Raw genomic sequence first — 25,699 nt, forward strand, 5'->3', positions numbered from 1 at the left:
TTTGATGTATTTTAAAACATGATATTTATCATATTTTCTCTATTTTTACAGCACTCTAATTTCAGGTATGAGTAAATATAAAAATTTTGTTTTTAAACCTTGTAAGATGCATGCATTTTTTTTAAAAGATGATGTGTGTCCTGTTTTTGTGTTTTTTAACAATTCAATAAAATTGTTAGTATAATGTTTCAAAAGGACCAAGATGTTTTTAATGTGCTATTTGAAGCAGTTTCAGAAGGTGTTATTGTAGTAGATAGTAATCAGAAAATTGTTGCAACTAATGCTTCGGCAGAGCGTATGTTCGGTTACAATAAAATGGAGCTTATTAACCAAGAACTTAATATTTTAATTCCTCAAAAATACCGTAGTAACCATGGAGCGCATGTTGATGGCTTTATGAAGCAAAAGGAAAGTAGGCGCATGGGGCATGGGCGCGATTTGTATGGCGCACGTAAAGATGGAAGCACATTTCCTGTGGAAGCAGGTTTGAATCCTTTGGAAATTAACGGTAAGTCTTTTGTTATGACTTTGGTTATAGATATTTCCATTCGTAAAGAACAAGAAATTCAATTACAGGGGCTCAATGTGCTTTTGGAGAAAAAAGTTAGCGAACGCACCCAAGAGTTGAGCAATACGGTTGAAACGTTAAAAACAGTAAATCTGGAACGTGATACCGAAATTAAAAAACGTATTGAAGCTCAAAACAAAACCAAGCACGCCCTTAAAAAGGAAAAGGAACTTAACGAGTTGAAAACAAAATTTTTATCATTAGTATCTCATGAGTTTAAAACACCTTTAAGTGGTATTTTAACTTCGGCGATGTTGTTGGGTAAATATAAGTTAACCGAGCAACAAGAAAAACGAGACAAACATGTGAAAATTATTTCAGACAAAGTACATTACCTTAACAATATTTTAAATGATTTTTTATCGATTGAAAAACTGGAAACAGGTAAAATTAACTATAAGTACAACACTTTTAAAGTAAGTAAAGTAGTAAATGAAGTGGTTTATAATGCTAACATGCTTTTAAAAGAAGGACAAATAATAAACTATCCTGAAAATATTGATGAATACTCCATGTATCAAGATGAGAAAATTGTAGAATTGGCACTATCCAACTTGGTACATAACGCCATTAAGTATTCTTCTGAAAACACTTTGGTGGATATAAAAATAAACCAAGACGATAAACAAACTACGTTTAAAATAAAAGATAATGGGATAGGAGTGCCCAAAAAAGATCAAAAAATGATATTCAACCGTTATTTCAGGGCTGAAAATGCGCTACTTACACAAGGTACAGGTATTGGATTGAATATTGTAAAAAGCCATTTAGAAAATTTAGGAGGCTTTATCACTTTTGAAAGTGAAGAAAATAAAGGAAGCATATTTACATTTGTAATACCTAATAAAGCAGAACAATGAAAAGAATATTATTGATAGAAGATGATGTTATTTTAAGAGAAAATACAGCTGAATTATTAGAACTGTCAGATTACCAAGTTACAACCGCACCTAACGGAAAAACAGGGTTGGAAATAGCTCAAATTATAATGCCGGATATCGTTATTTGCGATATTATGATGCCCGAATTGGATGGTTACGGTGTTTTGGAGGCCTTGGCAAAAAACGATGAAACGCAACACATTCCTTTTATATTTTTATCGGCAAAAACCGAGCGTAAAGATGTTAGGAAAGGCATGGATTTGGGTGCAGACGATTATATAACCAAGCCTTTTGAAGAAGAAGAACTAATAAGCGCTATTGAAAGTAGATTAGCAAAAGCAGCTATTCTGAAAGATAGAAATACAGCTTCAAACATAGTTGCTATTGATGAAAACGAAGAACTTAGAACACTTAACGATCTCAAGAATTTTTTTGATGACAATGGTGTTGAAGTTAAGTATACGAAAGGAGATGTGGTTTATGAAGAAGGGCAAAATTCAAACAATATATATTTAATTGCTAGTGGCTTAATAAAATGCCATAAATTAGATGAACAGGGTAAAGATTTAACAACGGCTCTTTATAAAGAAGATGATTTGTTTGGTTACACATCATTCACTCAAAACACCCCTTATCAAGAAACGGCCACTGTTATTCAAGATTCAAAATTGATTGCATTGTCTAAAAACGAACTTATAAATGTGCTTAATAGCAACCATAAAGTAACTTTAGAACTTATACAGTTATTAACCGAAGATCTTAGTACTGTAAAAGACCAATTACTAGAAATGGCATATAGTTCGGTTAAGAAAAAAACAGCCACCACCATATTAAAATTTGCCGAAAAACTCAACCGAAATCCAGAAGATGTAATCAGAATTTCCAGAAACGATTTAGCTAGTGTTGCAGGAATTGCATTAGAAAGTTTAATTAGAACCCTGTCTGGGTTTAAAGATTCAGGACTTATTGAAATTGAAGGCCGAAACATAAAAATTCTAGATATCCAACAACTTCAGCAAATTAATTGATTTTATTCAAATAAAAACGAATTATGATTTTGGTCATATTTCGTTAGTTGTCATGCTTTTACTTTTGTTTCTTGAAGACTCGAAGCATGAAGAATATTTTAATACCCATAGATTTCTCTGAAAATGCGTGGAATGCTATACAATATGCATTGCACTTTTTTGGCAAATCGTCATGTAATTTTTATTTGCTACATGTTAATACAAGTAGTAAATTAGTAACCCAAGAAAACCATTTTAGTCAAAATGAAACCCCTGTTTCAGAAACTTTAACAAAACCAGCAAAAAAATTATTGCAAGAAACTGTTAAGCGTATTCATGACAATTTTCCAAAAAATCAAAATCACAAATTCTTTACCATTTCAGATACTAATTATATTATCGATTCCATTAGGGAACAAGTTGTTTTAAATAAAATCAATTTTATAGTAATGGGTACCAAAGGTACTTCTGGCTTAAAAAAAATAGCCATAGGCAGTAATGCCGGTAATGTAATAACCAAAGTAAAATGTGCCACTTTGGTAGTACCCGAAAATGCTAAGTATACAGAACCCAAAACAATTGCGTTCCCAACCGATTTTTCAATTTTTTACCACCCACAAACCCTACAACCCATATTAGATATTCTCGAAGTTAATAAGGCAGCAGTTAACGTATTGCATGTTAATAAGAATGGTTTGGAACTTAATGAGGACCAACAAAGAAATAAAGAATATTTAACCGATTATTTCACTAATTACAAACATAGTTTTAATTTTGTAGTCAACAAGCACATCGAAAATGCTGTACAACAATTTGTTGATGATAAAGACATTCATTTAATAACCATGCTCGCTAAAAACCTAAATTATTTTCAGCGCATCTTATTTCATCCAGCGGTAAGTGAAATCAGTTATTACAAAAACGTGCCTTTTTTAGTATTACATTAAATTAGATAATCAATTATGAGTAAATGCGAACAATGTATCATTAAACAGTTTAATTCTCTAAAGTCTTTAACAAAAGAGGAGTTAGTGCGCATTTCTAGTTGTAAAATCTCCATGAATGTTAAAAAAGGGGAAATTATTTTTGATGAAGGTGAAGCCGTAAATGGTGTTTATTGTGTAAAAGAAGGTATTTGTAAATTATCAAAATTAAGTGCCAACGGTAAGGATCAAATAGTTAAAATTGTGTTGAAAGGCGATTTACTGGGGTATCGATCCATGGTTTCAGATGAGGTTTCAAATTTACAAGCCGTTGCTTTAATAGATATGAAAGTTTGCTTTATTCCTAAAAGTGAAATAATAAATGACTTGCAAACAAATCCAAAATTTTCATTTGATGTTTTAAAGGAAATGGCTCATAACTTAAAAGAAGCCGATGATATTATTGTGAATATGGCTCAAAAATCCGTTCGGCAACGTTTGGCTGAAACCTTAATTTATATTCATGATAGTTTTGGAGTAAATTCAGACAGAACCTTAAGTGTATTGCTGTCTCGCGAAGATTATGCAAACATTGTTGGTACCGCTACAGAGTCTGCCATTCGTGTATTATCACAATTTAAAAAGGATAAATTAATCTCCATGGTTGGTAAAAAAATCAGGATTGAAGATATTGAAGGTTTAAAACGGGTGGAGTAACACCTATAAACTATTCATGTTAAAGTATAGATAAATCTAATTGCCACAGCGTCATTCTTGCATAAAAAAATAGTATTTTTATGCAGCTATGACAAAATATACCACTTCACGAAAAGGTTTCGTTTTTAAAAAATATGAAGCACCAGAACTTTCACCGTTCGACAAACTTTTCGATATATTTAAAGAAATTATTACGCATACCTCTGGCGATTTTGATGAAGCCATCGATTGGTTGCGTGAATTGGACAAAGAATATAAATTAACAACTCCCGAATATACCGTCGATGATTTCATAGAAGATCTTAAAAAGAAAGGCTATATACGAGAAGAGATTGATCTCGATGGAAATAGTGGAGGTGTAACTATCACTGCAAAAACCGAACGAGCCATTCGGCAACAAGCTTTAGATCAAATTTTTGGGAATATAAAACGTAGTGGCCAAGGAAATCACAAAAGTAAAAGCCCTGGTATTGGTGATGAGCATACGGGCGATTTTAGAAGTTATCAATTTGGTGATGCTTTAGATAAAGTTTCGATGACCGAAAGTTTAAAAAACGCACAAATCAATCACGGTATTGGAGATTTTAGTATTTCTGAAGACGATTTAGTGGTTGAGGAAACACTTCATAAATCGCAAATGAGTACAGTACTCATGATTGATATTAGCCACAGTATGATACTTTATGGTGAAGATAGAATAACACCTGCCAAAAAAGTAGCGATGGCTTTAGCCGAATTAATCACGACGCGCTACCCAAAGGACACCCTTGATATTTTAGTGTTTGGTAATGATGCATGGCAAATTGAAATTAAAGATTTATCATATTTAAAAGTTGGACCTTACCACACCAATACCGTAGCAGGTTTACAATTGGCTATGGATGTACTCCGAAGAAAACGGAATACCAACAAGCAAATTTTTATGATTACCGATGGGAAACCAAGCTGTTTGCGTTTGCCAGATGGCGAATATTATAAAAACAGCAATGGTTTAGATAGGCATATTGTAAATAAATGCTACGCCATGGCACAACAAGCGCGCCGATTGCACATTCCCATTACCACGTTTATGATTGCTAAAGATTCTTATTTAATGCAATTTGTACGTGAGTTTACTTATGCCAATCAAGGGAAAGCATTTTACACAGGAATAAAAGGATTAGGTGAAATGATTTTTGAAGATTATGAAACGAATAGGAAAAAAAGAATTAGAGGGTAATTCCACCTAATCTCCCCAAAGGGAAAAAAGCCAGAACAGAGTTATAGCTATTAAAAAATATAAAAAAGAAAATTTATAATATGAGTAAGCACACTACAGTTCCCTCTCCTTTGGAGAGGGTTAGGGAGAGGCCTATAACACTAGGATCATTAAAAAAATCAGGTTACCAATCAAAATCTATTAAAGATGAATTGCGAGATAATTTGATTCAGAAAATAAAAAATAAAGAAACCACGTTTGAAGGCGTTCACGGGTATGAAAATACCGTAATTCCGGAATTGGAACGTGCCATTTTATCGCGCCATAACATCAATTTATTAGGTTTACGTGGTCAAGCAAAAACACGTTTAGCACGTTTAATGCTGAATTTGTTAGATGAATACATTCCGTATGTAGAAGGTTCAGAAATTAATGACGATCCTTTTCACCCCATTTCAAGATACGCCAAAGAATTAATTAACGATAAAGGAGACGATACGCCCATTTCATGGTTACATAGAAGTGAACGTTTTGCTGAAAAATTAGCAACCCCCGATGTGACGGTTGCCGATATTATTGGAGATGTAGACCCCATTAAAGCAGCAAATTTAAAACTAAGTTATGCAGATGATCGTGTGATTCATTATGGAATGATTCCACGAGCCAATCGATGCATTTTCGTGATTAATGAGTTGCCCGATTTACAAGCAAGAATACAAGTGGCATTATTCAATATTTTGCAGGAAGGTGATGTGCAAATTAGAGGTTTCAAGTTGAGGTTGCCATTGGATATTCAGTTTTTATTCACTGCAAATCCGGAAGATTATACAAACCGAGGAAGTATTGTAACACCACTGAAAGATAGAATTGGGTCACAAATTCTAACCCATTATCCAGTAGATATTGAAACGGCTCGTCTAATTACAGAACAGGAAGCTAGAGTAGTAGAAGAACAAAAAGATTCGGTTGCCGTGCCAGATTTAGCACGCGATTTATTGGAGCAAATTGTGTTTGAAGCACGAGAAAGTGAGTATATTGATGCTAAAAGTGGTGTGAGTGCCCGTTTAAGTATTACCGCCTTAGAGAATTTGTTAAGTACGGCAGAGCGTCGTGCTTTAAAATCAGGCGATGATAAAACAACGGTTCGTTTAAGTGATTTTGTCGGTATCATTCCTTCCATCACAGGAAAAGTAGAATTGGTTTATGAAGGGGAGCAAGAAGGCGCTGCTGTAGTGGCATATAATTTAATTGGTGAAGCGGTTAAAAGTTTGTTCGATGAGTTTTTTCCTAAAATTGAAAAATTAAAAAAGCAAGAAGATGAAAGCCCTTATGATGATATCGTTTCTTGGTTTTTCAATCAAAAAGATGGTTTTGAATTATTAGATGATATTAGAGATAAAGAATATAAAAATGTGTTAGATGCCATTTCTCCTTTAGATGATTTATTGGGTAAACATCAACCAAATCTAAGCAAAGAAGATAGCTATTTTATAAAGGAGTTTGTGCTTTGGGCATTAGTTGAGTTTAAGTTGCTTAGTAAATTTAGGTTTACTGAAGGTACTCAGTTTAAAGACCCTTATGGTAGTTTTATAAGTGGGATTTGAATAAATGATTTCAAAAAAATAAAGGTGTATTTTTAGATATTTAATATTTAAGACTTGTAAAAAAAATAATATGATATAATTGCACATTATCAAGGTTTTACATAGGAACTGCTTTTAGCAGTTCCTATTTTTTTTGTAACTTGGGGAATATAGTTCGAGTGTTCAAAGCGTCCTGCAGCAACACAAAATGTTTAATAAAATTTCTTAATCCCTAATATGGACAAAAAAAATAGCGATCAAAAGCACAATATAAAACTTCTTTCCTTCGATATTGATAATACCTTAATAGACTTTCATACACTAAAAAGTAACTTTACTAAAACTTGGAATAAATACAAGTATAAAACAGATGTATTGCTTACTTATAACACAGGTAGATTGATTGATGATACACTCAATTTAATTGAAAAAGGCATTTTGCCAAAACCAGATTATATCATATCGGGTGTTGGAACTCATATTTACGATTATAAAAACCAACAAGTTCTAAAAGAATTTAATGATGTGCTTGATGATGGTTGGGATTTAAAAGCTGTAGAAGATGTTATTCTAAATACAAGCCATTCCATTAGTGAACAACCATCAAAATTCCAGCATTCTTATAAGAGGAGTTATTTTTTTCATGATGCAACCTTAGACCTTATCGAAAGCATAGAACAAGATTTCGTTAAGGCAAACATGCACATCAATGTCGTTTATTCTGGAAATAAATTTTTAGATATTCTTCCTAAATGGGCAAATAAGGGAAATGCACTACAATGGTTACTAAATAAACTTGAATTAACAACAAATGATGTTTTGGTAGCTGGAGATAGTGGAAACGATTCCGCCATGTTTGATTTAAATGATATCAATGGTATTGTAGTAGCGAATGCGCATGAAGAACTTTATAAATTTACTAAATACAGAAAGGTGTATCATGCTGAAGGTGAAAACGGTGATGGTACTATTGAAGGTCTGGTTTATTACGGCATATTGCCAGAAGATGCACTCATAACATGTGAAAAAGACCATAAAGACGATTTTTTTATCAAGCAAGAATTAAGCAATATAGCAGAAGAAGATGAAGGGGAAAAAAAGGTCTTAATTCGTGAGGGATATGACAAAGCTGTTGAAGCATTAAAAAAGAACATAACCCCTCTGGGTTTTTCAGCTTGCTCCATTATAGATAATGTTCCAAATGGTACCGATGAAAATTACCATAGTGTTTGGGCAAGAGATGGAGCCATAACGGTTATTGGTTCCCTACCACTTATTCATGATGAGGAAATTCATAAATGTCAACGTCAAACCCTTGTTACTTTGTTCGAGCATATTTCAAGAAACGGACAAATTCCATCCAATGTACGCATCAAAGACAATGTGCCAGATTATTCGGGAGTGGGAGGTATTTGTTCCATAGATAGTGGTATTTGGGTGGTTATCGCCTTTTATGAATATGTTCATGTAACTAAAGATATTAAATTCCTTAGAAAATATATTTCAGATATTAAAGAAACCATGCGCTGGATTGGTGCGCATGATAGTAATAACGATGCATTATTGGAAATACCAGAGGCTGGTGATTGGACCGATTTATTTGGTGGTAGTTATAACATCCTTTATGATGAAATACTTTGGTATCGTGCCAATGTATGCTTCGGGCGTATGTTGGAAATGTTAGGTGATTACGAGCAAGCTGGAGAAAATATCAGATGGTCTCAGGTTATAAAGAAGGAAATATTACAGAATTTTTGGCCATCGACACAGCAAAAATTATTTTCTGGAGTTTCTTTCGCAGAACGTCAATTTACTTTAGGAGATACACCTTATTTAATAGCACAAACAACGCCTTTCGATTTTAGTTGGCGCTGTGATGTGTTTGGAAATGTATTGGCTTTTTTACAAGGGGCTATCGATTCTGAAAAAGCACATCAAACCCTTAAATTCATGTTAGGTGTTGGTGTTAATGAACCTTTTCCTGTTTCTAATGTATACCCTGTAGTGTCTCCAGGCGATCCAGATTGGAAACCGTATTACACAGTGAATTTGTTAAACTTACCTAATCATTACCATAATGGTGGTATTTGGCCTTTTGTTGGTGGTTTTTGGGTGAAGTACATCAATAAATTAGGACTAAAAGATATGGCTATATCAGAGCTGCATAAACTTGCACTAATAAATAAACAAGGTTTAACGGATGAATGGGAATTTACAGAATGGGCACATGGTACAACGGGCAGAGCCATGGGAAAAGCATATCAAGCTTGGTCGGCAGCACAATATATTTCTGCTTGTCATGATTTAAAAATAATTAAAAAATAACTAAAACTTAAAAATATGAAATCGATATTAATGATCTCTTTACATGGATATGTAGGTGCGAATGCTGAATTAGGAAAACCAGATACTGGAGGGCAAGTGGTTTATGTTTTAGAACTTGCAGAACGTTTTAGCCGATTAGGAAAAAAGGTAGATTTAGTGACGCGTCAATTTGAAGATCAACCAGAATACGATGTGGTAGATGAAAATTATAGTGTATGGCGTATTCCTTTCGGAGGAAAAAAGTTTATCCGTAAAGAAGATATGCACGATCATCTAAAGAAGTTTGTTACGAATACCTTAGCAGCTATAAAAAAAGAAAATAAGAAATACGATATTGTTTATACCCATTATTGGGATGCAGGTTGGGCAGGACAAAAAATTGCCGAAGAGCTTGGTATATCTCATGTGCATACGCCACATTCACTTGGTTGGTGGAAACGCCATAGTATGGGAAGTGATATGGATGAAGTGGAAATGGAAAAAACCTACAGGTTTAAAGAACGTATTCGAAAAGAATATTTCGTTTATCAAATGTGCAATTTCGTCATAGCTACAACCTTACCACAAGTAGATTTATTAACAAAGCAATATGATGTATTGCCACGAAATTGTGGTATGATTCCACCTGGTATTGATGAAAATCGTTTTTATCCGGTGCCTTCAAAAGAAAACGATAAGGTACGTTCAAAATATGACATTCACCCAAATGATATTCTTGCCCTGGGGCGTATGGCACACAATAAAGGGTACGATTTGCTTTTGCAAGCTTTACCTACCGTATTGGAATTATGCCCAGAAGCGCGTTTGGTAGCTGCTATAGGAGGCGATTCTGAACAGGATAATTTAGGTATTGAAAAACTTAAAACATTAGCAGGTGAATTAGGTGTGTTGGATAAAATAAAATGGAAAAATTATATTGCAGATGAAGATTTGGCAAACGTGTATCGTTCTGCTAATATTTTCGCCATGCCATCAAGGTACGAGCCTTTTGGAATGGTTGCTATTGAAGCCATGGCCTGTGGCACACCCAGTGTAGTAACTGTTCATGGTGGGTTGTATGATTTAATTGATTTTGGAAATCAGGCTTTGTTTGCCGATCCTCACCGTCCTATTGAATTTGGTACAATGATGTCTATGCCACTTTTATACCCGAAATTACGTAACGAGTTATCGGTAGAAGGTGCTCGTTTTGCACGCCGAAACTTTGGATGGACAGGTATCGCAAAACGTATACTTAAAATATTTGCAAGTTCTATCAATCAACAATCGATGGAATCGAATATTTATACAAATTAGATAAATAGTTTCAGTTTAACGACTGTCTCTGCCTTTAATATTATTAGCGCATAATTGAATAATTTCGGTTATGCGCTTTTTTCTGGTGTCTTCCCGTTTTGCTTGGTTTAACCAATATAAATAGCTTTTTCTATATGAAGGAGCAAAATTTTGATAATTATCAAAAGCTATGGAATTTTTGTTAAATTCCATTTGTAAATCTTCAGGGATAATACCTTTTTCAACAGCATCTAAAGCGGTCCAACTACCATTTTGTTTTCCTATTTCAATTTTTTTAAGACCACTTTCATGCATTAAATTTTCAGCAATTAATGCTTCAATGTATTGTTTATTCAAAGCACTCCAAACACTTTTTTCATTTCGTGGCGTAAAATATTGGCGTCTTTTACCATCGCCTAAACTTTTCACTGTAGAATCTATCCAGCCATAACATAAAGCCACTTTAACGGCTTCTTCCCAACGCATAGAATCATTTTCATGTTCTACTTTATAAAATATGAGATAAACACCATGATGTAGATGATGGTTTTTGTGCAACCAATCCCGCCATTCTTTATTTGTTTTAAAATATAATTCGAGGTGTTTCAAAAGAAATTAAAGTTTTTTAGATTCTATGTAAAAGTCTACATCTATTTCAAAAGAAGGATTTTTTGTTTCTAATACTTCAATTTTCCAATTGGTTGTAGGGTGTAGCCATACTTCTTTACCATCGATAGTGACTTGAATGGGCATATCAAAATTATCCACAACGTCTGTCCATCGATATTGTAATTCTTTGTTTTTTATAGAATATTCTAAAGTTGGAATTTTGGTAGTTCTTAAATATTGATTAAAAAATGCTTTTAAATCGATGCCAGATTCTTTGCTAACATAATCTTCTATTTGTTGTGTGGTTACTGTTTGATGATAAAAGGTTAGGTTCATTTTTCGAAGAAGTTGTCTCCATTTTTCATCATCTTTAATAAGTTGTCTCAGGGTATGTAGCATATTGGCTCCTTTGTAATACATATCGCCAGAGCCTTCACTATTTACATTATAATGTCCAATAATAGGTTTGTCGTTTTTAATGTTTTTCCTTAGTCCAATAACGTATTCTGAAGCAGCTTGTTTGCCATAGTAATAATCTAAAAATAAGCTTTCGGAATAGCATGTAAAGCTTTCATGAATCCACATATCGGCAACATCTTTATTGGTTATATTGTTTGCAAACCATTCGTGTCCAGATTCATGTATAATAATGAAATCGAATTTTAAACCCCAGCCAGTTCCAGATAAATCTCTGCCCAAATATCCATTCATGTATTCATTTCCGTAGGTTACAGAACTTTGGTGCTCCATGCCTAAATAAGGAACTTCAACTAGTTTATATCCATCTTTATAAAAGGGGTATTGCCCAAACCAATGCTCAAACGCTTTCATCATTTTTGGAGCATCTTTAAAGTGCTCTTTAGCAACATCAATATTATCTTTTAGTACATAATAATCCATGTCAAGGTTTCCTGCCATACCATCATAAACTTCAGAGAAATGGGCATAATCACCAATATTTATATTAACACCATAATTGTTTATGGGGTTTTTTACAACCCAATGGTACGTTTTTGTGTCTCCTATTTGTTCAACTAATTGTAATCTTCCATTAGATACATTCATTAATTTATCGGGAACATTTACACTTATTTTCATGCTATCAACTTCATCATACATATGGTCTTTACATGGCCACCAGACACTTGCACCTAAACCTTGGCAAGAAGAAGCTATAAAATGATTGTCATTTTTGTCTTTTTTCCAAGAGATGCCACCATCCCAAGGTGCATTAACGGCCTCTTTCGGGTTGCCTTCATAATAAACTTCAATACTGTTGATTTCGTTTATAATTTGAGGTTTTACTAGGGTTATGAAATGAGCATTGCCATCATCTTTGATTTCTAAATCTACACCGTCTTGTATCACTTTTGTGATTTTTAAAGGCGACTGTAAATCAATTTGCATCACAGAATTAGTTTCCAATACTTTATATTGAATGGTGTTTTTTCCAGAAATGAATTTTTCGTCTGGGTTCACCTTAATGTCTAGATGATAATAGGTTAAATCCCACCAAGCGCGTTCTGGCGTAATACTTCCTCTTAGAGTATCTTGTCTGCTGAAATTACCTTTTTCTGAAAGTAGTTGTGCCTGTACTGTAATTATCGAAAATAAAAAAAGAAAGATAGATATATAAAAACGATGTGTCATAAATTTATTTTGAAGTTAATTAAAACCTTATTTTAATATGCTGTTTGGGAAAGTTACAACACTTTCAAAGCCATTTTCTCCAACGGAAGCAATGCCAAAAAAGAAATTATCAATTACAATGCCATCAAGGGTGAATTCGGTTGTGTTTTCTATATAACGGCTGTAATCCCAAGTAGGAGAGGTGGTATCTCTCCAATAAATTTTGTAACCTTTTGCATTATCAACTTGATCCCATTTAAATTTAACCGAAGCTTCCACGATACCCCCAATTGCTACATTTTTTGGAGGAAGTGGTGCCCATGCTAAACTTGCTAAGTTAATAGCATTTACAGTTATTAATTTTTTAGCATAATTAAAATTGACGTGTTCAATAACATCGCCATATTTTATGCCATCTTCTTCACGAATATTTTGGTGTTGTTGGTTATAATTTTCATGAGCTTCCATAATTCTTATGCCTGCAAAACCCAAATCGTTAAACGGGCGGTGGTGTCCGCCACGACCAAATCGATCCAATCTATAAACCATCATTGGGTTCATTTCTGGCATATAAATTTTTGTGGTTTTATGAATGTATCGTGCCAATTGTCTTGAAATTCCATCCACTTCACCGCCATAAAAACGGCGTGCATTGCGTTCTTTTTCAGTTTCATTTGCGGGTACGGGTTCCGAAAAAATTCTAAAAGTTCTATTATCAATTACCCCATCAACGCCTTCAATATTGCCAATCATATCGTTATTAAAAATACCTATGATGTTCCAACCCTGTTTTTTTGCATAAGCAGCAAGACCTGCACCACCAAAAAGCCCTTGTTCTTCGCCAGAAAGACCGACATAAATAATGCTGTTTTCAAATTTGTAATTAGATAAAACTCGGGCAGCTTCTATTGTTCCTGCCATGCCAGAAGCATTGTCGTTAGCACCAGGCGCATCTGTGGTAAAATCCATGGTGTCACTGGCACGTGAATCTATGTCGCCACTCATTATTATATAGTTGTTTGGGTTTTTTGTTCCTTTTTGAATAGCAACAACATTAACCACCCAAGCATCATGAGGAACTCGATTATTCCCTTTTTTCGTTACAAAATCTTTTTGATAAAAGACATTTAAACAATTATCGCAGTTGTTGGAAATGGATTCAAATTCAGATTTAATCCAGCGTCTCGCAGCACCTATACCTCTGGTATTTGATAGGGTATCGCTAAAAGTATTTCTGGTGCCAAAATTAACGAGTGTTTGAACGTCGTTTTCTATGCGTTTCTCTGAAATAGAATCTATAATAGTATAAACAATTTCAGGGGTTTGAGCGAATAAAATGGTAGATGTTAATGATGAAATTATAAGGCTTAAAAATTTCATATTTACTTTTTATAATTGAATTTCACGGTTTCGATATTGCCCTTTTCGTCATGAATATCAACATAAATATTCATTTCATTTTCATTAATTTTTTCAAAAATCACACCTTCAAAAACAACTTTGGATGGCGTAATTTCTTTTAATGGAAAGTCGATAGTCTCATCTTTGGTTTCCCAACCTTTTAAATCATTATTAAAATGTTTTAGTTGAAGAATTAAAGTGTTTTCAACTTCGCGAATAATTTCAATTTCATAAAAAGCGACTTTATTATCTACAATTAATTTGAAGTTCGCCATCATCGAATCTCCAGAAGGTTCACTCCAATTTTCTTCGGTTACCCCGCCAAAAGCTTCACCTTTCCAGTTGCCAGAAATCCAAGAAATATTTTCTAATTTAGGTTCAATTATGTGTTCGTTTTGTGCAAAGTTGGAGGCAGAGCATAGGAGTAATAGAATACAAATTGTTTTTTTCATTTTATTATTTTTTACTAAAATACTTAAAATAAAAAAGCGCTTCAAAAAATATATTCTGAAACGCTTTAAGAATTGAGTTAGTCACTAGTTAATTTGCTTTAAAAACAATATTTATTTTCTTTAATAACTTTAGAAGCTATGATGTTTCTTAATTCAATAATATTTGGCATGTTTACGTATTTAATATAGCGTTTTAAGCCCATAAGCATCATACGTTGTTCGTCGCCCGTTGAGAATGAAATAATAGAGTGTTTTCCAGCGGTTTCAATAACATCGATCGCATGGAAAAGGTTTAATTTTGCCATAGCTATTTGTTCTTTAGCTTTGTCCTCACCATCTTTTTTGGCTATTTTTTCAGCTCGTAAAATGGCAGATTCTGCTATATATACTTGAATTAATATATCGGAAGCCGCTAACATAAGTTGTTGTTCTTCTTCTATTTTTTCGCCATATTTCTGTAATGCAGCACCTGCAACCATTAAGAATAATTTTTTAAGATTGGCTATGATGCTTTTTTCTTCTGAAAATAATTCTGAAAAATCTGGTGTATCAAATGAAGGAATTCCAGTTAATTCGTTGGCTACAGCAGTTGCAGGACCTAGTAAATCCACATGGCCTTTCATCGCTTTTTTAATAAGCATGCCAATACTTAGCATACGGTTTATTTCGTTAGTGCCTTCATAAATTCTGGCAATACGGGCATCTCTCCAAGCAGATTCAATAGGAGTTTCTTCAGAGAACCCCATGCCGCCAAAAATTTGAATACCTTCATCGGTACATTTTTGGGTATATTCTGAAACGGCTACTTTTAAAATAGAACATTCAATTGCATATTCTTCAACGCCTTTTAATTCAGCTTCTTGATGCGTGTCTTTTCCGTTTTGTTGACGAAGAATAATACGGTCTTCAATGTTTTTTGCGGCACGATAACTTGCAGCTTCCCCAACCCAACAGTTAGTAGCCATTTCAGCTATTTTTTGACGAATCGCACCAAAACTTGCAATAGGCGTGTTAAATTGAATACGCTCGTTAGCATATTTTACCGATTCGGTTATAACACGACGTTGGGCATCTAAACAAGCGGCTGCTAATTTTATTCTACCAACATTTAAGGCATTCATAGCGATTTTAAAACCATTACCTCTGGTAGAAAGCATATTTTCAACTGGAACTACAGTATCATTAAAAAATACTTGTCTGGTTGAAGAGGCTCGGATACCTAGTTTGTGTTCTTCTTCACCCATGGTAATGCCATTCGGGTTGTTTTTATCGTATTCAATAATAAAACCTGTAATGTTTTTATCATCTTCAATGCGGGCAAACACAATCATTAAACTACAAAAGCCTGCATTGGAAATCCACATTTTTTGTCCGGTAATACTATACGATTTTCCATCGGCAGATAAAACAGCTTTTGTTTTACCAGAATTGGCATCACTACCAGCACTTGGTTCTGTTAAACAATATGAGCCGAACCATTCACCTGTTGCTAATTTTGGAATGTATTTTTGTTTTTGTTCTTCTGTACCATATAATGTTATAGGCAATGTGCCAATACCCGTATGCGCACCAAAAGCAGTACTAAACGAACCTGTAGCACCCGAAATATAATCGCAAACTAACATAGTATCTACAAAGCCCATACCCATACCACCATATTCTGTTGGTACGGAAATGCTTAAAAATCCCATTTCACCAGCTTTTCGCATGCAAGATTCTGTTAAAGCATAATCTTTTGCTTCAAAACGTGGTTTATTTGGCCAAATTTCTCTGTCTACAAATTCTGTGACAGCTTCTTTCATCATTAATTGTTCCTCAGAAAAATCTTCAGGTGTGAATATATCTTCACAGTTTGTTTCTTTAACCAAGAATTTACCACCTCTTAAAATGTCTTTTTCTGTTGATTCCATATTTTTTGAATTTATAGATTCAAGAATCAGGATTCAAGACTGTTTAGTCTAGATTTAAAACTTGAAATCATTTTTTATTAGTTTAGTTTTATTGTTTTCAATCGTTCCTCTCCTTTGGGGAGGTTAGGAGGGGCTTTTAATTAAGAAATTCAAAAATTCCACAAGCGCCTTGGCCTGTTCCTACACACATGGTAACTGCACCATATTTTCCCTTCATATTGCGTTTACGCATTTCATCAAACAATTGTACCGAAAGTTTTGCACCCGTGCATCCAAGAGGATGTCCCAATGCAATAGCACCACCATTTACATTTACAATATCTGGGTTGAGATTTAATTCTCTTATTACTGCTAACGATTGTGATGCAAATGCCTCGTTCAATTCAATTAATTCTAAATCAGATTGTTTTAAACCTGCTAGTTTTAATGCTTTTGGAATGGCTTTTACGGGGCCGATTCCCATAATACGAGGTTCTACACCTGCAGCGGCATAATTTACCAAACGAGCTATAGGTTCTAGGTTTAACTCTTTAACCATGTCTTCACTCATAATCATTACAAACGCAGCACCATCACTCATTTGTGATGAATTTCCTGCTGTTACGCTTCCATTCGCAGCGAATACAGGCCTAAGTTTAGCTAAGGCTTCCAGACTTGTCCCAGCACGTGGACCTTCATCTTTTGTTACGGTATAAGATTTAATTGCTTTTTTTCCGTTGGCATCAATATAAACTTGTTCTACATTTATTGGCACAATTTGATCTTGAAACCTGTTTTCAGCTTGTGCTTTTAATGCTTTCATGTGTGAATTAAAAGCAAATTCATCTTGGTCTTCACGCGATACCTTAAATTGGTTAGCAACTGCTTCAGCTGTATTTCCCATGCCCCAATAATAATCTTCATGACCCGCTTTAACGGTGCTATAATTTAATTCTGGTTTAAACCCCGTCATAGGCACCGAACTCATACTTTCTGCACCACCAGCAATGATACAATCTGCCATTCCTGATTGGATTTTTGCAGTAGCAATAGCTATGGTTTCAATTCCTGAAGAACAAAAACGGTTTACGGTAACACCTGGAACATCCACACTATTTAAGCCAATTAATGAGATAAATCGTGCCATATTTAAACCTTGTGCACCTTCAGGCATGGCGTTACCAACCATAACATCGTCAATGCGTTTTACATCCAAATTCGGCAATTCTTTCATCATGTGTTGGATGGTTTCAGCACCCAACTCATCGGCACGTTTAAAACGAAAGACACCTTTTGGTGCTTTACCAACGGCTGTTCTGTATGCTTTTACTATATATGCTTGTTTCATAAGCCTCTCCCTAGCCCTCTCCAAAGGAGAGGGGACTATTACGGGTATATTTTTAGTTATACATTTATTTTTTAGTTTCCAAATTCCTCCCCAAAGGGGAGGTTAGGTGGGGCTATTAATTTCTTAACGGTTTCCCTGTTTTCAACATGTGTTGAATACGCTCTAAAGTTTTACGCTCTGTGCATAAACTTAAAAAAGCTTCTCGTTCTAGATCCAACAAATACTGTTCGCTTACAAGAGTTGGTTCCGATAAATCACCTCCAGCCATAACGTAAGCCAGTTTGTTTGCTATTTTATGGTCGTGTTCGCTAATAAATTTTGAAGCTTCCATAGAATCCGTACCCACTAAAAACATACCTAAGGCTTGCTTACCAAGTACTTTTACATCGGTACGTTTTACAGGTTGCGTGTAACCAGCTTCCGCCATTAATTTAGCATGCGCTTTTGCAGTAGCAATTTGTCTGTCCTTATTAACCACCACAATATCTTTGCCTTTTTGAAGTAGTCCTAAATCAAAAGCTTCATACGCTGAGGTTGCTACTTTTGCCATTCCGATAGTTAGGAAGTATTCTTGAAGCGTATTTAATTCTACATCGCCTTTTTTAAAAGAATCGGATGCTCTTAAAGCCATTTCTTTAGAACCTCCTCCGCCAGGAATCACGCCAACTCCAAATTCAACCAAACCAATATAAGTTTCGGCAGCTGCCACTACTTTATCGGCGTGCATGGATAATTCGCAACCACCACCCAGAGCCATACCATGAGGTGCGGAAATAGTTGGAATTGCAGAATAACGCATACGCATCATCGTATCTTGAAAATATTTGATGGCGGCATTCAATTCGTCATATTCTTGCTCGACAGCCATCATGAAGATCATACCAATATTAGCACCCACTGAGAAATTGGCGGCTTGATTACCAATAACCAAACCTGCAAAATCTTTTTCGGCAATATCAATAGCTTTGTTTAAACCCGCTAAAACATCACCTCCAATGGTGTTCATTTTAGATTGGAATTCGCAGTTTATAATGCCATCTCCTAAATCTTCAATAACAACACCTGAGTTTTTAAATACTTCTTTCGATTTTCGAATATTATCTAAAATAATGAAGGCATCTTGACCAGGAATTTTTTCTTGTGATTTCTTCGGAATATCATAAAAATATGTTGCTCCGTTTTTTACAGTGTAGAACGACGTGTTTCCTGAAGCGATCATTTCGTTCACCCAAGCAGCAGGCTCCAAACCTTCCGCTTTCATAATTTCGATGCCTTTTTCTACACCAACAGCATCCCAAATTTGGAAAGGACCATGTTCCCAACCAAATCCAGCTTTCATAGCATCATCTATTTTATATAAATCGTCTGTAATTTCAGGAATTCTATTAGACACATAGGCGAACATAGAAGCGAAGTTCTTCCTATAGAAATCACCTGCTTTGTCTTTTCCTGAAACTAAAATTTTAAATCTATCGATGACTTTGTCAACCGTTTTTGTTAATTCTAAAGTTGCAAAACTTGCTTTTTTTGATGGGTGGTATTCTAAAGTATTCAAGTCTAATGCTAAAATATCTTTACCTTCTTTTTTGTAAAAACCTTGCCCTGTTTTGCTTCCTAGCCATTTATTTTCCATCATTTTATTGATGAAATCTGGAAGTTTGAAAAGTTCATGAGCTTCATCTTTCGGGCAATTTTCATAGATGCCGTTAGCCACATGCACCAAAGTATCTAATCCAACCACATCAACCGTTCTAAAGGTTGCCGATTTTGGACGACCAATCACTGGACCCGTAAGTTTATCAATTTCTTCAACCGTTAACCCTAAAGTTTTTACTTGATGAAATAAACTTTGAATACCAAAAATGCCAATACGGTTTCCAATAAATGCCGGTGTATCTTTAGCTACTACAGAAGTTTTTCCTAGGAATTGTTCACCATAACCATTTAAAAAGTCTAAAACTTCTTGTGATGTTTTAGGGCCAGGAATGATTTCGAATAATTTTAAGTAACGTGCTGGATTGAAAAAGTGTGTTCCGCAGAAATGCTTTTGGAAATCTTCGCTGCGGCCTTCACTCATAAAATGAATAGGAATTCCTGATGTGTTTGAAGTTATTAAAGTGCCGGGAGTTCTATATTTTTCAAGTTTTTCAAAAACACTTTTTTTGATATCGAGTCGTTCCACAACAACCTCCATAATCCAATCTACATCCTTTACTTTGGCAATATCGTCTTCTAAATTACCCGTAGTAATGCGTTTTGCAAAGTCTATATGATAAATAGGTGAAGGTTTCGATTTTAACGAGGCTGCCAAGGCATCATTTACCAATCTATTTCTAACCACTTTATCTTCAAGTGTTAAACCTTTTGCTTTTTCGGCATCGTTTAATTCTCTAGGTACAATATCCAATAATAACACATCAACGCCAATATTTGCGAAATGACATGCAATACCACTACCCATAATTCCAGAGCCAATAATGGCTACTTTTTTTATTCTTCGTTTGCTCATTTTTTATTACTTGTCGTTTTGATTGTATATTTTTTTGTTACATATCATGTCGCCAATTACATCGGAAACTTCATAAAAATGTTTTAATTTTTCCTCAGAAACATTTTTTTTGATGGCTTCATTAAAGATGACAACACGCTCTTTTGAATACGCTCGTTTTTCATGGCCAAATTCGGTTAAATGAATAATAACACCTCTGCCATCATCTGGGTTTGGTTTGCGTTCTATTAAACCTTTTTGCTCCATGGTTTTTAATATTCTTGATAAACTGGTGGCTTCCATGCCCATTTTTGGGCCTAATGCTGTAGATGGTGTCCCTTTTTCTGGGTCTATACTTAATAATGTAAAGCCAGTTGCCATGGTGGTTTCAAATTTAGCAGCTTCTTCATTATACATTTTTTGAACAGCAAGCCATGTGGTTCTTAATATATAATCAATCGTTCTTTCCTTCATATTTTTTTGGTCGGTAATTCCAAATATATGAAAATATATTATGCATGCATAATATGCTTAAAAAATTTATGATGTTTTTTTGTTTTGCTCTTATTTAAAAACCTTATTAAGGTCTGTAAATTTTCTCTATAAGGCTTGCATATATTTCTTTAATAACCTTGCGTTTTAATTTCATGGTAGGCGTTAGGTGTCCTGCTTCTACAGTCCAAGTATCGGGCGTGATTTCAAACTTTTTTATTTGTTCCCAATTGCCGAAATTGGTGTTAGCTTTGTCTATTTCGCTTTGAATACGTTCTAACAATTGTGGGTTAGTTATAAGATCTTTACTGTTATTAAAAGGCACATGGTGTATTTTTGCCCAATTTTTAACGAATTCAAAGTTTAACTGAATTAAAGCTGCGGGCATTTTTTCACCTTCACCAATAACCATGATTTGTTCTATAAACCGTGATTGTTTAAACTGGTTTTCAATAAGGGCGGGAGCCACATATTTTCCGCCAGAGGTTTTAAAGATTTCCTTCTTACGGTCTGTAATTTTCAAAAAGCCATCCACATCAAATTCACCAATATCACCTGTATGGAAGTATTCACCTGTCATGACTTCTTTTGTTTTTTCAGCATCTTTAAAATAACCTAGCATAACGTTGGGGCCTTTTACAAGAATTTCTCCGTCTTCAGCAATTTTAACTTCCACGTTGTCAATTATTTTCCCAACGGTTCCTACTCTAAAACCACCATTTCGCATATCGTTTACCGAAATTACAGGCGATGTTTCTGTAAGTCCATAACCTTCCATAATAGGTAAGCCAGCTGCTGCAAATACGCGTGATAATCGGGCTTGTAGCGCCGCACTACCAGAAACCATAATTTCTAAATTACCGCCCAAACCATCGCGCCATTTACTAAAAATAAGTTTTCTGGCTATTTTTAGTTGAAATTCATACCACCAGCCATTTTTGCCGTAGGGTTCAAATTGAAGTCCTATATTTAATGCCCAAAAGAAAAGCATTTTTTTAACGCCTTTTAATTCGGAGCCTTTTGCAACTATTTTATCATAAACTTTTTCATATAAACGAGGTACAGCGGTCATTACGTTAGGGCCGACTTCTTTTAAGTTGTCGCTCATTTTTTCAATAGATTCTGCAAAATAAACTTCTACGCCGCAGTATATATATAGGTACAGGATCATGCGTTCAAAAACGTGGCAAACGGGAAGAAAACTTAATCCTTTTGATTTTCCATAATGAAAAGGCACGCGTTTTTCGCTGTCTAAAACGTTTGAAACTAGATTGTTGTGCGAAAGCATAACGCCTTTTGGTTTTCCTGTGGTACCAGAGGTGTATATTAATGTTGCCAGATCTGAAGGTTTAACAGCTTCTTTTCGTGTCTCAACTTCTGCTTGGTTACTTGAGTTTTCGCCTAGTTTTAATACATCGGTCCAATGGTTTTCGCCTTCAATAACATCAAAAGTATAAACGTTTATTAAGTTGGTTTTACCCTTAATGGCGTTTAATTTTTTAAGAACTTCAACATCGGAAACAAAACAATAAATAGATTCAGAATGATTTAGAATATACTCATACTCATCAGAAGCTATCGTTGGATAAATAGGCACGTTTTGTGCACCGGTTTGTAATACACCAATATCCAAAATATTCCATTCGGTTCTATTGGTTGAAGAAATAACGGCAATTTTATCGTTTGGTTTTATGCCCAATCGTAATAAACCTCTGCTTATAGCATTGGCTTGGTCTATAAATTCTTGTATAGATGTTGATTTCCAAACACCATTATATTTGGTTGAGAAAGCCTTCTTTAAATTGTAAGCTTCTAACTGGTGATAAGGAAAATCAAAAATTCTAGTAATATTTGCCATTTGTTCTTTTGAAAGTTTCTGGTTATGCAAATTATGAAAATAAATGAGATTTTCAAATATGCCTATAAAAAAGTAGTTTTTTATTATTTGTAACATTTATTTTTTACGAATATGCTAAAAATAAAATCGTTATATGATATAAATCATTGAAAAACCAGATTTAAGTATCTAAATTCATGCATTTGATGTCTATTAAATTTAATATTATGGAAGTCTTACAAGAAGTAAAAACAAGAGTTTATAAGTTCGGTAATAATTTTGCAGACGGAAACAGCAAAATGAAAAACCTTTTAGGTGGCAAAGGTGCGAATTTAGCTGAAATGAGTGCCATTGGTATTCCCGTTCCGCCGGGATTTACCATAACGACCGAAGTTTGTACCGAATATAATTTATTAGGAAAAGACAAAGTCGTCGATTTGATAAAAACCGAAATTGAAGAAGCTATTTTCAATATTGAATCGTTAATGGGAAGTAAATTTGGAGATAAAGACAACCCATTGTTAATTTCTGTGCGTTCGGGTGCCAGAGTGTCTATGCCTGGAATGATGGATACCGTTTTAAATCTTGGTTTAAATGATGATGTTATTATAGGTTTGGCAACTAAAACAGGTAATGAGCGTTTCGCATGGGATTCGTATCGGCGTTTTATTCAAATGTATGGTGATGTTGTTTTAGGAATGAAATCCGAATCGAAAGAAGATATCGATCCTTTTGAAGAAATTATGGAGCACCTTAAAGATAAACGCGGCATCAAACTAGATACTGAGTTTTCTGTTCAGGATTTAAAAGATCTGGTTTACGATTTTAAAGACGCTGTAAAAAAACGTACAGGACATGATTTTCCAACCGATCCATGGGAACAACTTTGGGGCGCTGTTATTGCTGTTTTTAATAGTTGGAATGGCGATAGAGCTGTATATTATAGAAACATGCATGGGTATCCTGCAGATTGGGGAACAGCTGTAAACGTACAGGCCATGGTTTATGGAAATATGGGGGACAACTCGGGAACAGGCGTTTGTTTTACTAGGGATGCTGGTACAGGCGAAGATGTTTTTAACGGTGAATATTTAATTAACGCACAAGGTGAAGATGTAGTTGCAGGAACACGAACACCGCAGCAAATTACAAAATTAGGGTCTTTACGTTGGGCGGAATTAGCAAAAGTTGAAGAAGCGGAAAGAGCTGAAAATTACCCTTCTTTAGAAGAATTAATGCCAGAAATTTTTAAGGAGTTAAATGGGTATCAAGAAAAATTAGAAAAGCATTATAAAGATATGCAAGATATGGAGTTTACTATGCAAGATGGTAAACTTTGGATTTTACAAACCAGAAACGGAAAACGCACAGGTGCAGCCATGGTTAAAATTGCCATGGATATGTTTAAACAAAGTTTAATTTCTGAAAAAGAAGCGCTTTTACGTATCGAACCGAGTAAATTAGATGAGTTATTACACCCTGTTTTCGACCCAAAAGCTTTAAAAAAAGCAAATGTAATTGCACAAGGGTTACCTGCATCACCAGGTGCGGCAACGGGGCAACTCGTGTTTTTTGCAGATGAAGCCAATAAATATAAATATACCATTTTAACACGTATTGAAACTTCTCCTGAAGATTTGGAAGGTATGAACATCGCTAGAGGTATTTTAACCGCTCGAGGTGGCATGACCTCACATGCGGCTGTGGTAGCTCGTGGTATGGGGAAATGTTGTATTTCTGGTGCAGGAGCATTAACAATTAACTATAAGACAAGAACTTTAAAAGTTGATGGCAAAGAATATCATGAAGGTGATTGGATTTCCTTAAACGGTTCTACAGGGAATATTATTGAAGGAAAAGTGGCGACTAGCGAGCCTGAATTGAGTGGTGAATTTGCTGAAATCATGAAATTATCAGACAAATATGCGACCATGCAAGTTCGAACAAATGCCGATACTCCTAAAGATGCTAAAATAGCACGAAGTTTTGGTGCTCAAGGTATTGGATTAACCCGTACAGAACATATGTTTTTTGAAGTGGACCGTATTAAAGCCATGCGAGAAATGATTTTGGCAGATACTGTTAAAGGAAGAAAACATGCTTTAGAAGATTTATTACCCATGCAACGTAGTGATTTTGAGGGTATTTTTGAAGCCATGCAAGGGCTTCCAGTTACGGTGCGTTTATTAGATCCGCCATTGCATGAATTTGTGCCGCATCAATTGGAAACGCAACGTAGTTTGGCAGAAGATATGCACATAACTTTAGAGGCCGTAAAAATAAAAGTCGCCGAATTGGAAGAATTCAACCCTATGTTGGGACATAGAGGGTGCAGATTAGGAATTACCTATCCTGAAATTACCGAAATGCAAACAAGAGCTGTTATTGAAGCTGCTTTAAATCTAAAAGAAAAAGGTATTGTTGCAAAACCAGAAATCATGGTGCCTTTAGTTGGTACACTTGCTGAATTTGAAAGTCAAGAAGCCGTTATTAGAGAAACCGCTAATAAAGTTTTTGAAGAACGAAATGACAGGATTGAGTTTTTGATTGGCACGATGATAGAAATTCCTAGAGCTGCTTTAATTGCCAATAAAATTGCTAAATATGCAGATTTCTTTTCCTTTGGAACAAACGATTTAACACAAATGGCATTTGGTTATTCCAGAGACGATGCTGGTAAATTCTTGCCAATTTATATAGAAAAAGGCATTTTAAAAGTCGATCCTTTTGAAGTGTTAGATCAGGAAGGGGTGGGGCAATTAGTTGAAATGGCTACCCAACTCGGAAGAAGTGAAAAACCTAATTTAAAAGTTGGAATTTGCGGCGAACATGGTGGCGATCCAAGTTCGGTTGAATTCTGTTATAGAACAGGATTGAATTATGTGAGTTGTTCACCTTATAGAGTCCCAATTGCTCGATTAGCATCGGCACAAGCTGCTATAAAAGCAACTTTGTAACTATTGAGTTTTTTTTACAGTAATATTTGGTTTGCTAAATTGATTATCCAGTTTAGCAAACCAAATTGTTTTAATAGTAATATCAGAACTAAAATCCATGATATAAAACACTAATTATAT

18 protein-coding genes are annotated in these 25,699 nt (G+C 34.8%); 9 read left to right on the forward strand and 9 right to left on the reverse strand.

The features are described 5' to 3' along the window. Positions 1–183 precede the first annotated feature (183 nt). The 8 genes from EV196_RS14395 to EV196_RS14430 all read left to right on the forward strand — a co-directional run bounded on the left by EV196_RS14395 (position 184) and on the right by EV196_RS14430 (position 10,498). Positions 184–1,428 carry a PAS domain-containing sensor histidine kinase gene (locus EV196_RS14395; RefSeq protein WP_132218473.1) on the forward strand — a complete coding sequence of 415 codons (1,245 nt, stop codon included), beginning with the start codon at positions 184–186 and terminating at the stop codon, positions 1,426–1,428. After that, positions 1,425–2,477 (forward strand): response regulator, encoded by a 1,053-nt coding sequence (locus EV196_RS14400; protein ID WP_132218474.1) that lies wholly within the window; start codon positions 1,425–1,427, stop codon positions 2,475–2,477. Before EV196_RS14395 ends, EV196_RS14400 begins: the two co-directional genes overlap by 4 nt. Positions 2,478–2,563: 86 nt before the next feature. After that, a complete protein-coding gene (locus EV196_RS14405; RefSeq protein ID WP_132218475.1) occupies positions 2,564–3,403 on the forward strand; it encodes a universal stress protein in 840 nt (279 codons plus the stop codon). Between the two features lie 15 nt (positions 3,404–3,418). Further along, entirely contained in the window at positions 3,419–4,096 is a 678-nt protein-coding gene (locus tag EV196_RS14410; RefSeq protein WP_132218476.1) for a Crp/Fnr family transcriptional regulator, read from the forward strand. 88 nt (positions 4,097–4,184) lie between these two features. After that, the gene (locus tag EV196_RS14415; RefSeq protein WP_132218477.1) at positions 4,185–5,315 is read left to right on the forward strand and encodes a vWA domain-containing protein; all 1,131 of its coding nucleotides are present in this window, start codon (positions 4,185–4,187) and stop codon (positions 5,313–5,315) included. A gap of 80 nt (positions 5,316–5,395) precedes the next feature. Next, entirely contained in the window at positions 5,396–6,898 is a 1,503-nt protein-coding gene (locus EV196_RS14420; RefSeq protein WP_132218478.1) for a MoxR family ATPase, read from the forward strand. A gap of 216 nt (positions 6,899–7,114) precedes the next feature. Continuing rightward, positions 7,115–9,202 (forward strand): HAD-IIB family hydrolase, encoded by a 2,088-nt coding sequence (locus tag EV196_RS14425; protein WP_132218479.1) that lies wholly within the window; start codon positions 7,115–7,117, stop codon positions 9,200–9,202. A 15-nt stretch (positions 9,203–9,217) separates the two neighbouring features. Then, on the forward strand, positions 9,218–10,498 hold the full coding sequence (locus tag EV196_RS14430) for a glycosyltransferase (RefSeq protein ID WP_132218480.1): 1,281 nt from the start codon (positions 9,218–9,220) through the stop codon (positions 10,496–10,498). Positions 10,499–10,513: 15 nt separating this feature from the next. Here EV196_RS14430 and EV196_RS14435 read toward each other — a convergent pair whose 3' ends face one another. The 9 genes from EV196_RS14435 to EV196_RS14475 all read right to left on the reverse strand — a co-directional run bounded on the left by EV196_RS14435 (position 10,514) and on the right by EV196_RS14475 (position 22,643). Then, a complete protein-coding gene (locus EV196_RS14435; protein WP_132218481.1) occupies positions 10,514–11,086 on the reverse strand; it encodes a YdeI/OmpD-associated family protein in 573 nt (190 codons plus the stop codon). 6 nt (positions 11,087–11,092) lie between these two features. Then, positions 11,093–12,736 carry a M1 family metallopeptidase gene (locus EV196_RS14440; RefSeq protein WP_132218482.1) on the reverse strand — a complete coding sequence of 548 codons (1,644 nt, stop codon included), beginning with the start codon at positions 12,734–12,736 and terminating at the stop codon, positions 11,093–11,095. A 27-nt stretch (positions 12,737–12,763) separates the two neighbouring features. Next, on the reverse strand, positions 12,764–14,095 hold the full coding sequence (locus EV196_RS14445) for a M28 family peptidase (RefSeq protein WP_132218483.1): 1,332 nt from the start codon (positions 14,093–14,095) through the stop codon (positions 12,764–12,766). Between the two features lie 2 nt (positions 14,096–14,097). Then, complete coding sequence (locus EV196_RS14450; protein ID WP_132218484.1) at positions 14,098–14,568, reverse strand: DUF6265 family protein; 471 nt, start codon at positions 14,566–14,568, stop codon at positions 14,098–14,100. Positions 14,569–14,666: 98 nt separating this feature from the next. Next, on the reverse strand, positions 14,667–16,478 hold the full coding sequence (locus EV196_RS14455; protein ID WP_132218485.1) for an acyl-CoA dehydrogenase family protein: 1,812 nt from the start codon (positions 16,476–16,478) through the stop codon (positions 14,667–14,669). A 136-nt stretch (positions 16,479–16,614) separates the two neighbouring features. Next, a complete protein-coding gene (locus EV196_RS14460) occupies positions 16,615–17,805 on the reverse strand; it encodes an acetyl-CoA C-acyltransferase (RefSeq protein ID WP_132218486.1) in 1,191 nt (396 codons plus the stop codon). Between the two features lie 115 nt (positions 17,806–17,920). Beyond that, complete coding sequence (locus tag EV196_RS14465; RefSeq protein ID WP_132218487.1) at positions 17,921–20,314, reverse strand: 3-hydroxyacyl-CoA dehydrogenase/enoyl-CoA hydratase family protein; 2,394 nt, start codon at positions 20,312–20,314, stop codon at positions 17,921–17,923. A gap of 6 nt (positions 20,315–20,320) precedes the next feature. Continuing rightward, a complete protein-coding gene (locus EV196_RS14470; protein WP_132218488.1) occupies positions 20,321–20,767 on the reverse strand; it encodes a MarR family winged helix-turn-helix transcriptional regulator in 447 nt (148 codons plus the stop codon). 106 nt (positions 20,768–20,873) lie between these two features. Continuing rightward, positions 20,874–22,643 carry an AMP-dependent synthetase/ligase gene (locus EV196_RS14475; RefSeq protein ID WP_132218640.1) on the reverse strand — a complete coding sequence of 590 codons (1,770 nt, stop codon included), beginning with the start codon at positions 22,641–22,643 and terminating at the stop codon, positions 20,874–20,876. A gap of 206 nt (positions 22,644–22,849) precedes the next feature. Here EV196_RS14475 and ppdK point away from each other — a divergent pair, with 206 nt between their 5' ends. Next, the gene (gene ppdK, locus EV196_RS14480; protein WP_132218489.1) at positions 22,850–25,579 is read left to right on the forward strand and encodes a pyruvate, phosphate dikinase; all 2,730 of its coding nucleotides are present in this window, start codon (positions 22,850–22,852) and stop codon (positions 25,577–25,579) included. Positions 25,580–25,699 lie beyond the last annotated feature (120 nt).

Source organism: Mariniflexile fucanivorans (genome assembly GCF_004341235.1).
Lineage (GTDB): Bacteria > Bacteroidota > Bacteroidia > Flavobacteriales > Flavobacteriaceae > Mariniflexile > Mariniflexile fucanivorans.

What these genes read in the sequence shown, in the direction of transcription:
- EV196_RS14395 (WP_132218473.1), top strand. Translation starts at nt 184, where the DNA reads ATGTTTCAAAAGGACCAAGATGTTTTTAATGTGCTATTTGAAGCAGTT.
- EV196_RS14400 (WP_132218474.1), top strand. Translation starts at nt 1,425, where the DNA reads ATGAAAAGAATATTATTGATAGAAGATGATGTTATTTTAAGAGAAAAT.
- EV196_RS14405 (WP_132218475.1), top strand. Translation starts at nt 2,564, where the DNA reads ATGAAGAATATTTTAATACCCATAGATTTCTCTGAAAATGCGTGGAAT.
- EV196_RS14410 (WP_132218476.1), top strand. Translation starts at nt 3,419, where the DNA reads ATGAGTAAATGCGAACAATGTATCATTAAACAGTTTAATTCTCTAAAG.
- EV196_RS14415 (WP_132218477.1), top strand. Translation starts at nt 4,185, where the DNA reads ATGACAAAATATACCACTTCACGAAAAGGTTTCGTTTTTAAAAAATAT.
- EV196_RS14420 (WP_132218478.1), top strand. Translation starts at nt 5,396, where the DNA reads ATGAGTAAGCACACTACAGTTCCCTCTCCTTTGGAGAGGGTTAGGGAG.
- EV196_RS14425 (WP_132218479.1), top strand. Translation starts at nt 7,115, where the DNA reads ATGGACAAAAAAAATAGCGATCAAAAGCACAATATAAAACTTCTTTCC.
- EV196_RS14430 (WP_132218480.1), top strand. Translation starts at nt 9,218, where the DNA reads ATGAAATCGATATTAATGATCTCTTTACATGGATATGTAGGTGCGAAT.
- EV196_RS14440 (WP_132218482.1), bottom strand. Translation starts at nt 12,736, where the DNA reads ATGACACATCGTTTTTATATATCTATCTTTCTTTTTTTATTTTCGATA.
- EV196_RS14445 (WP_132218483.1), bottom strand. Translation starts at nt 14,095, where the DNA reads ATGAAATTTTTAAGCCTTATAATTTCATCATTAACATCTACCATTTTA.
- EV196_RS14450 (WP_132218484.1), bottom strand. Translation starts at nt 14,568, where the DNA reads ATGAAAAAAACAATTTGTATTCTATTACTCCTATGCTCTGCCTCCAAC.
- EV196_RS14455 (WP_132218485.1), bottom strand. Translation starts at nt 16,478, where the DNA reads ATGGAATCAACAGAAAAAGACATTTTAAGAGGTGGTAAATTCTTGGTT.
- EV196_RS14460 (WP_132218486.1), bottom strand. Translation starts at nt 17,805, where the DNA reads ATGAAACAAGCATATATAGTAAAAGCATACAGAACAGCCGTTGGTAAA.
- EV196_RS14465 (WP_132218487.1), bottom strand. Translation starts at nt 20,314, where the DNA reads ATGAGCAAACGAAGAATAAAAAAAGTAGCCATTATTGGCTCTGGAATT.
- EV196_RS14470 (WP_132218488.1), bottom strand. Translation starts at nt 20,767, where the DNA reads ATGAAGGAAAGAACGATTGATTATATATTAAGAACCACATGGCTTGCT.
- EV196_RS14475 (WP_132218640.1), bottom strand. Translation starts at nt 22,643, where the DNA reads ATGGCAAATATTACTAGAATTTTTGATTTTCCTTATCACCAGTTAGAA.
- ppdK (WP_132218489.1), top strand. Translation starts at nt 22,850, where the DNA reads ATGGAAGTCTTACAAGAAGTAAAAACAAGAGTTTATAAGTTCGGTAAT.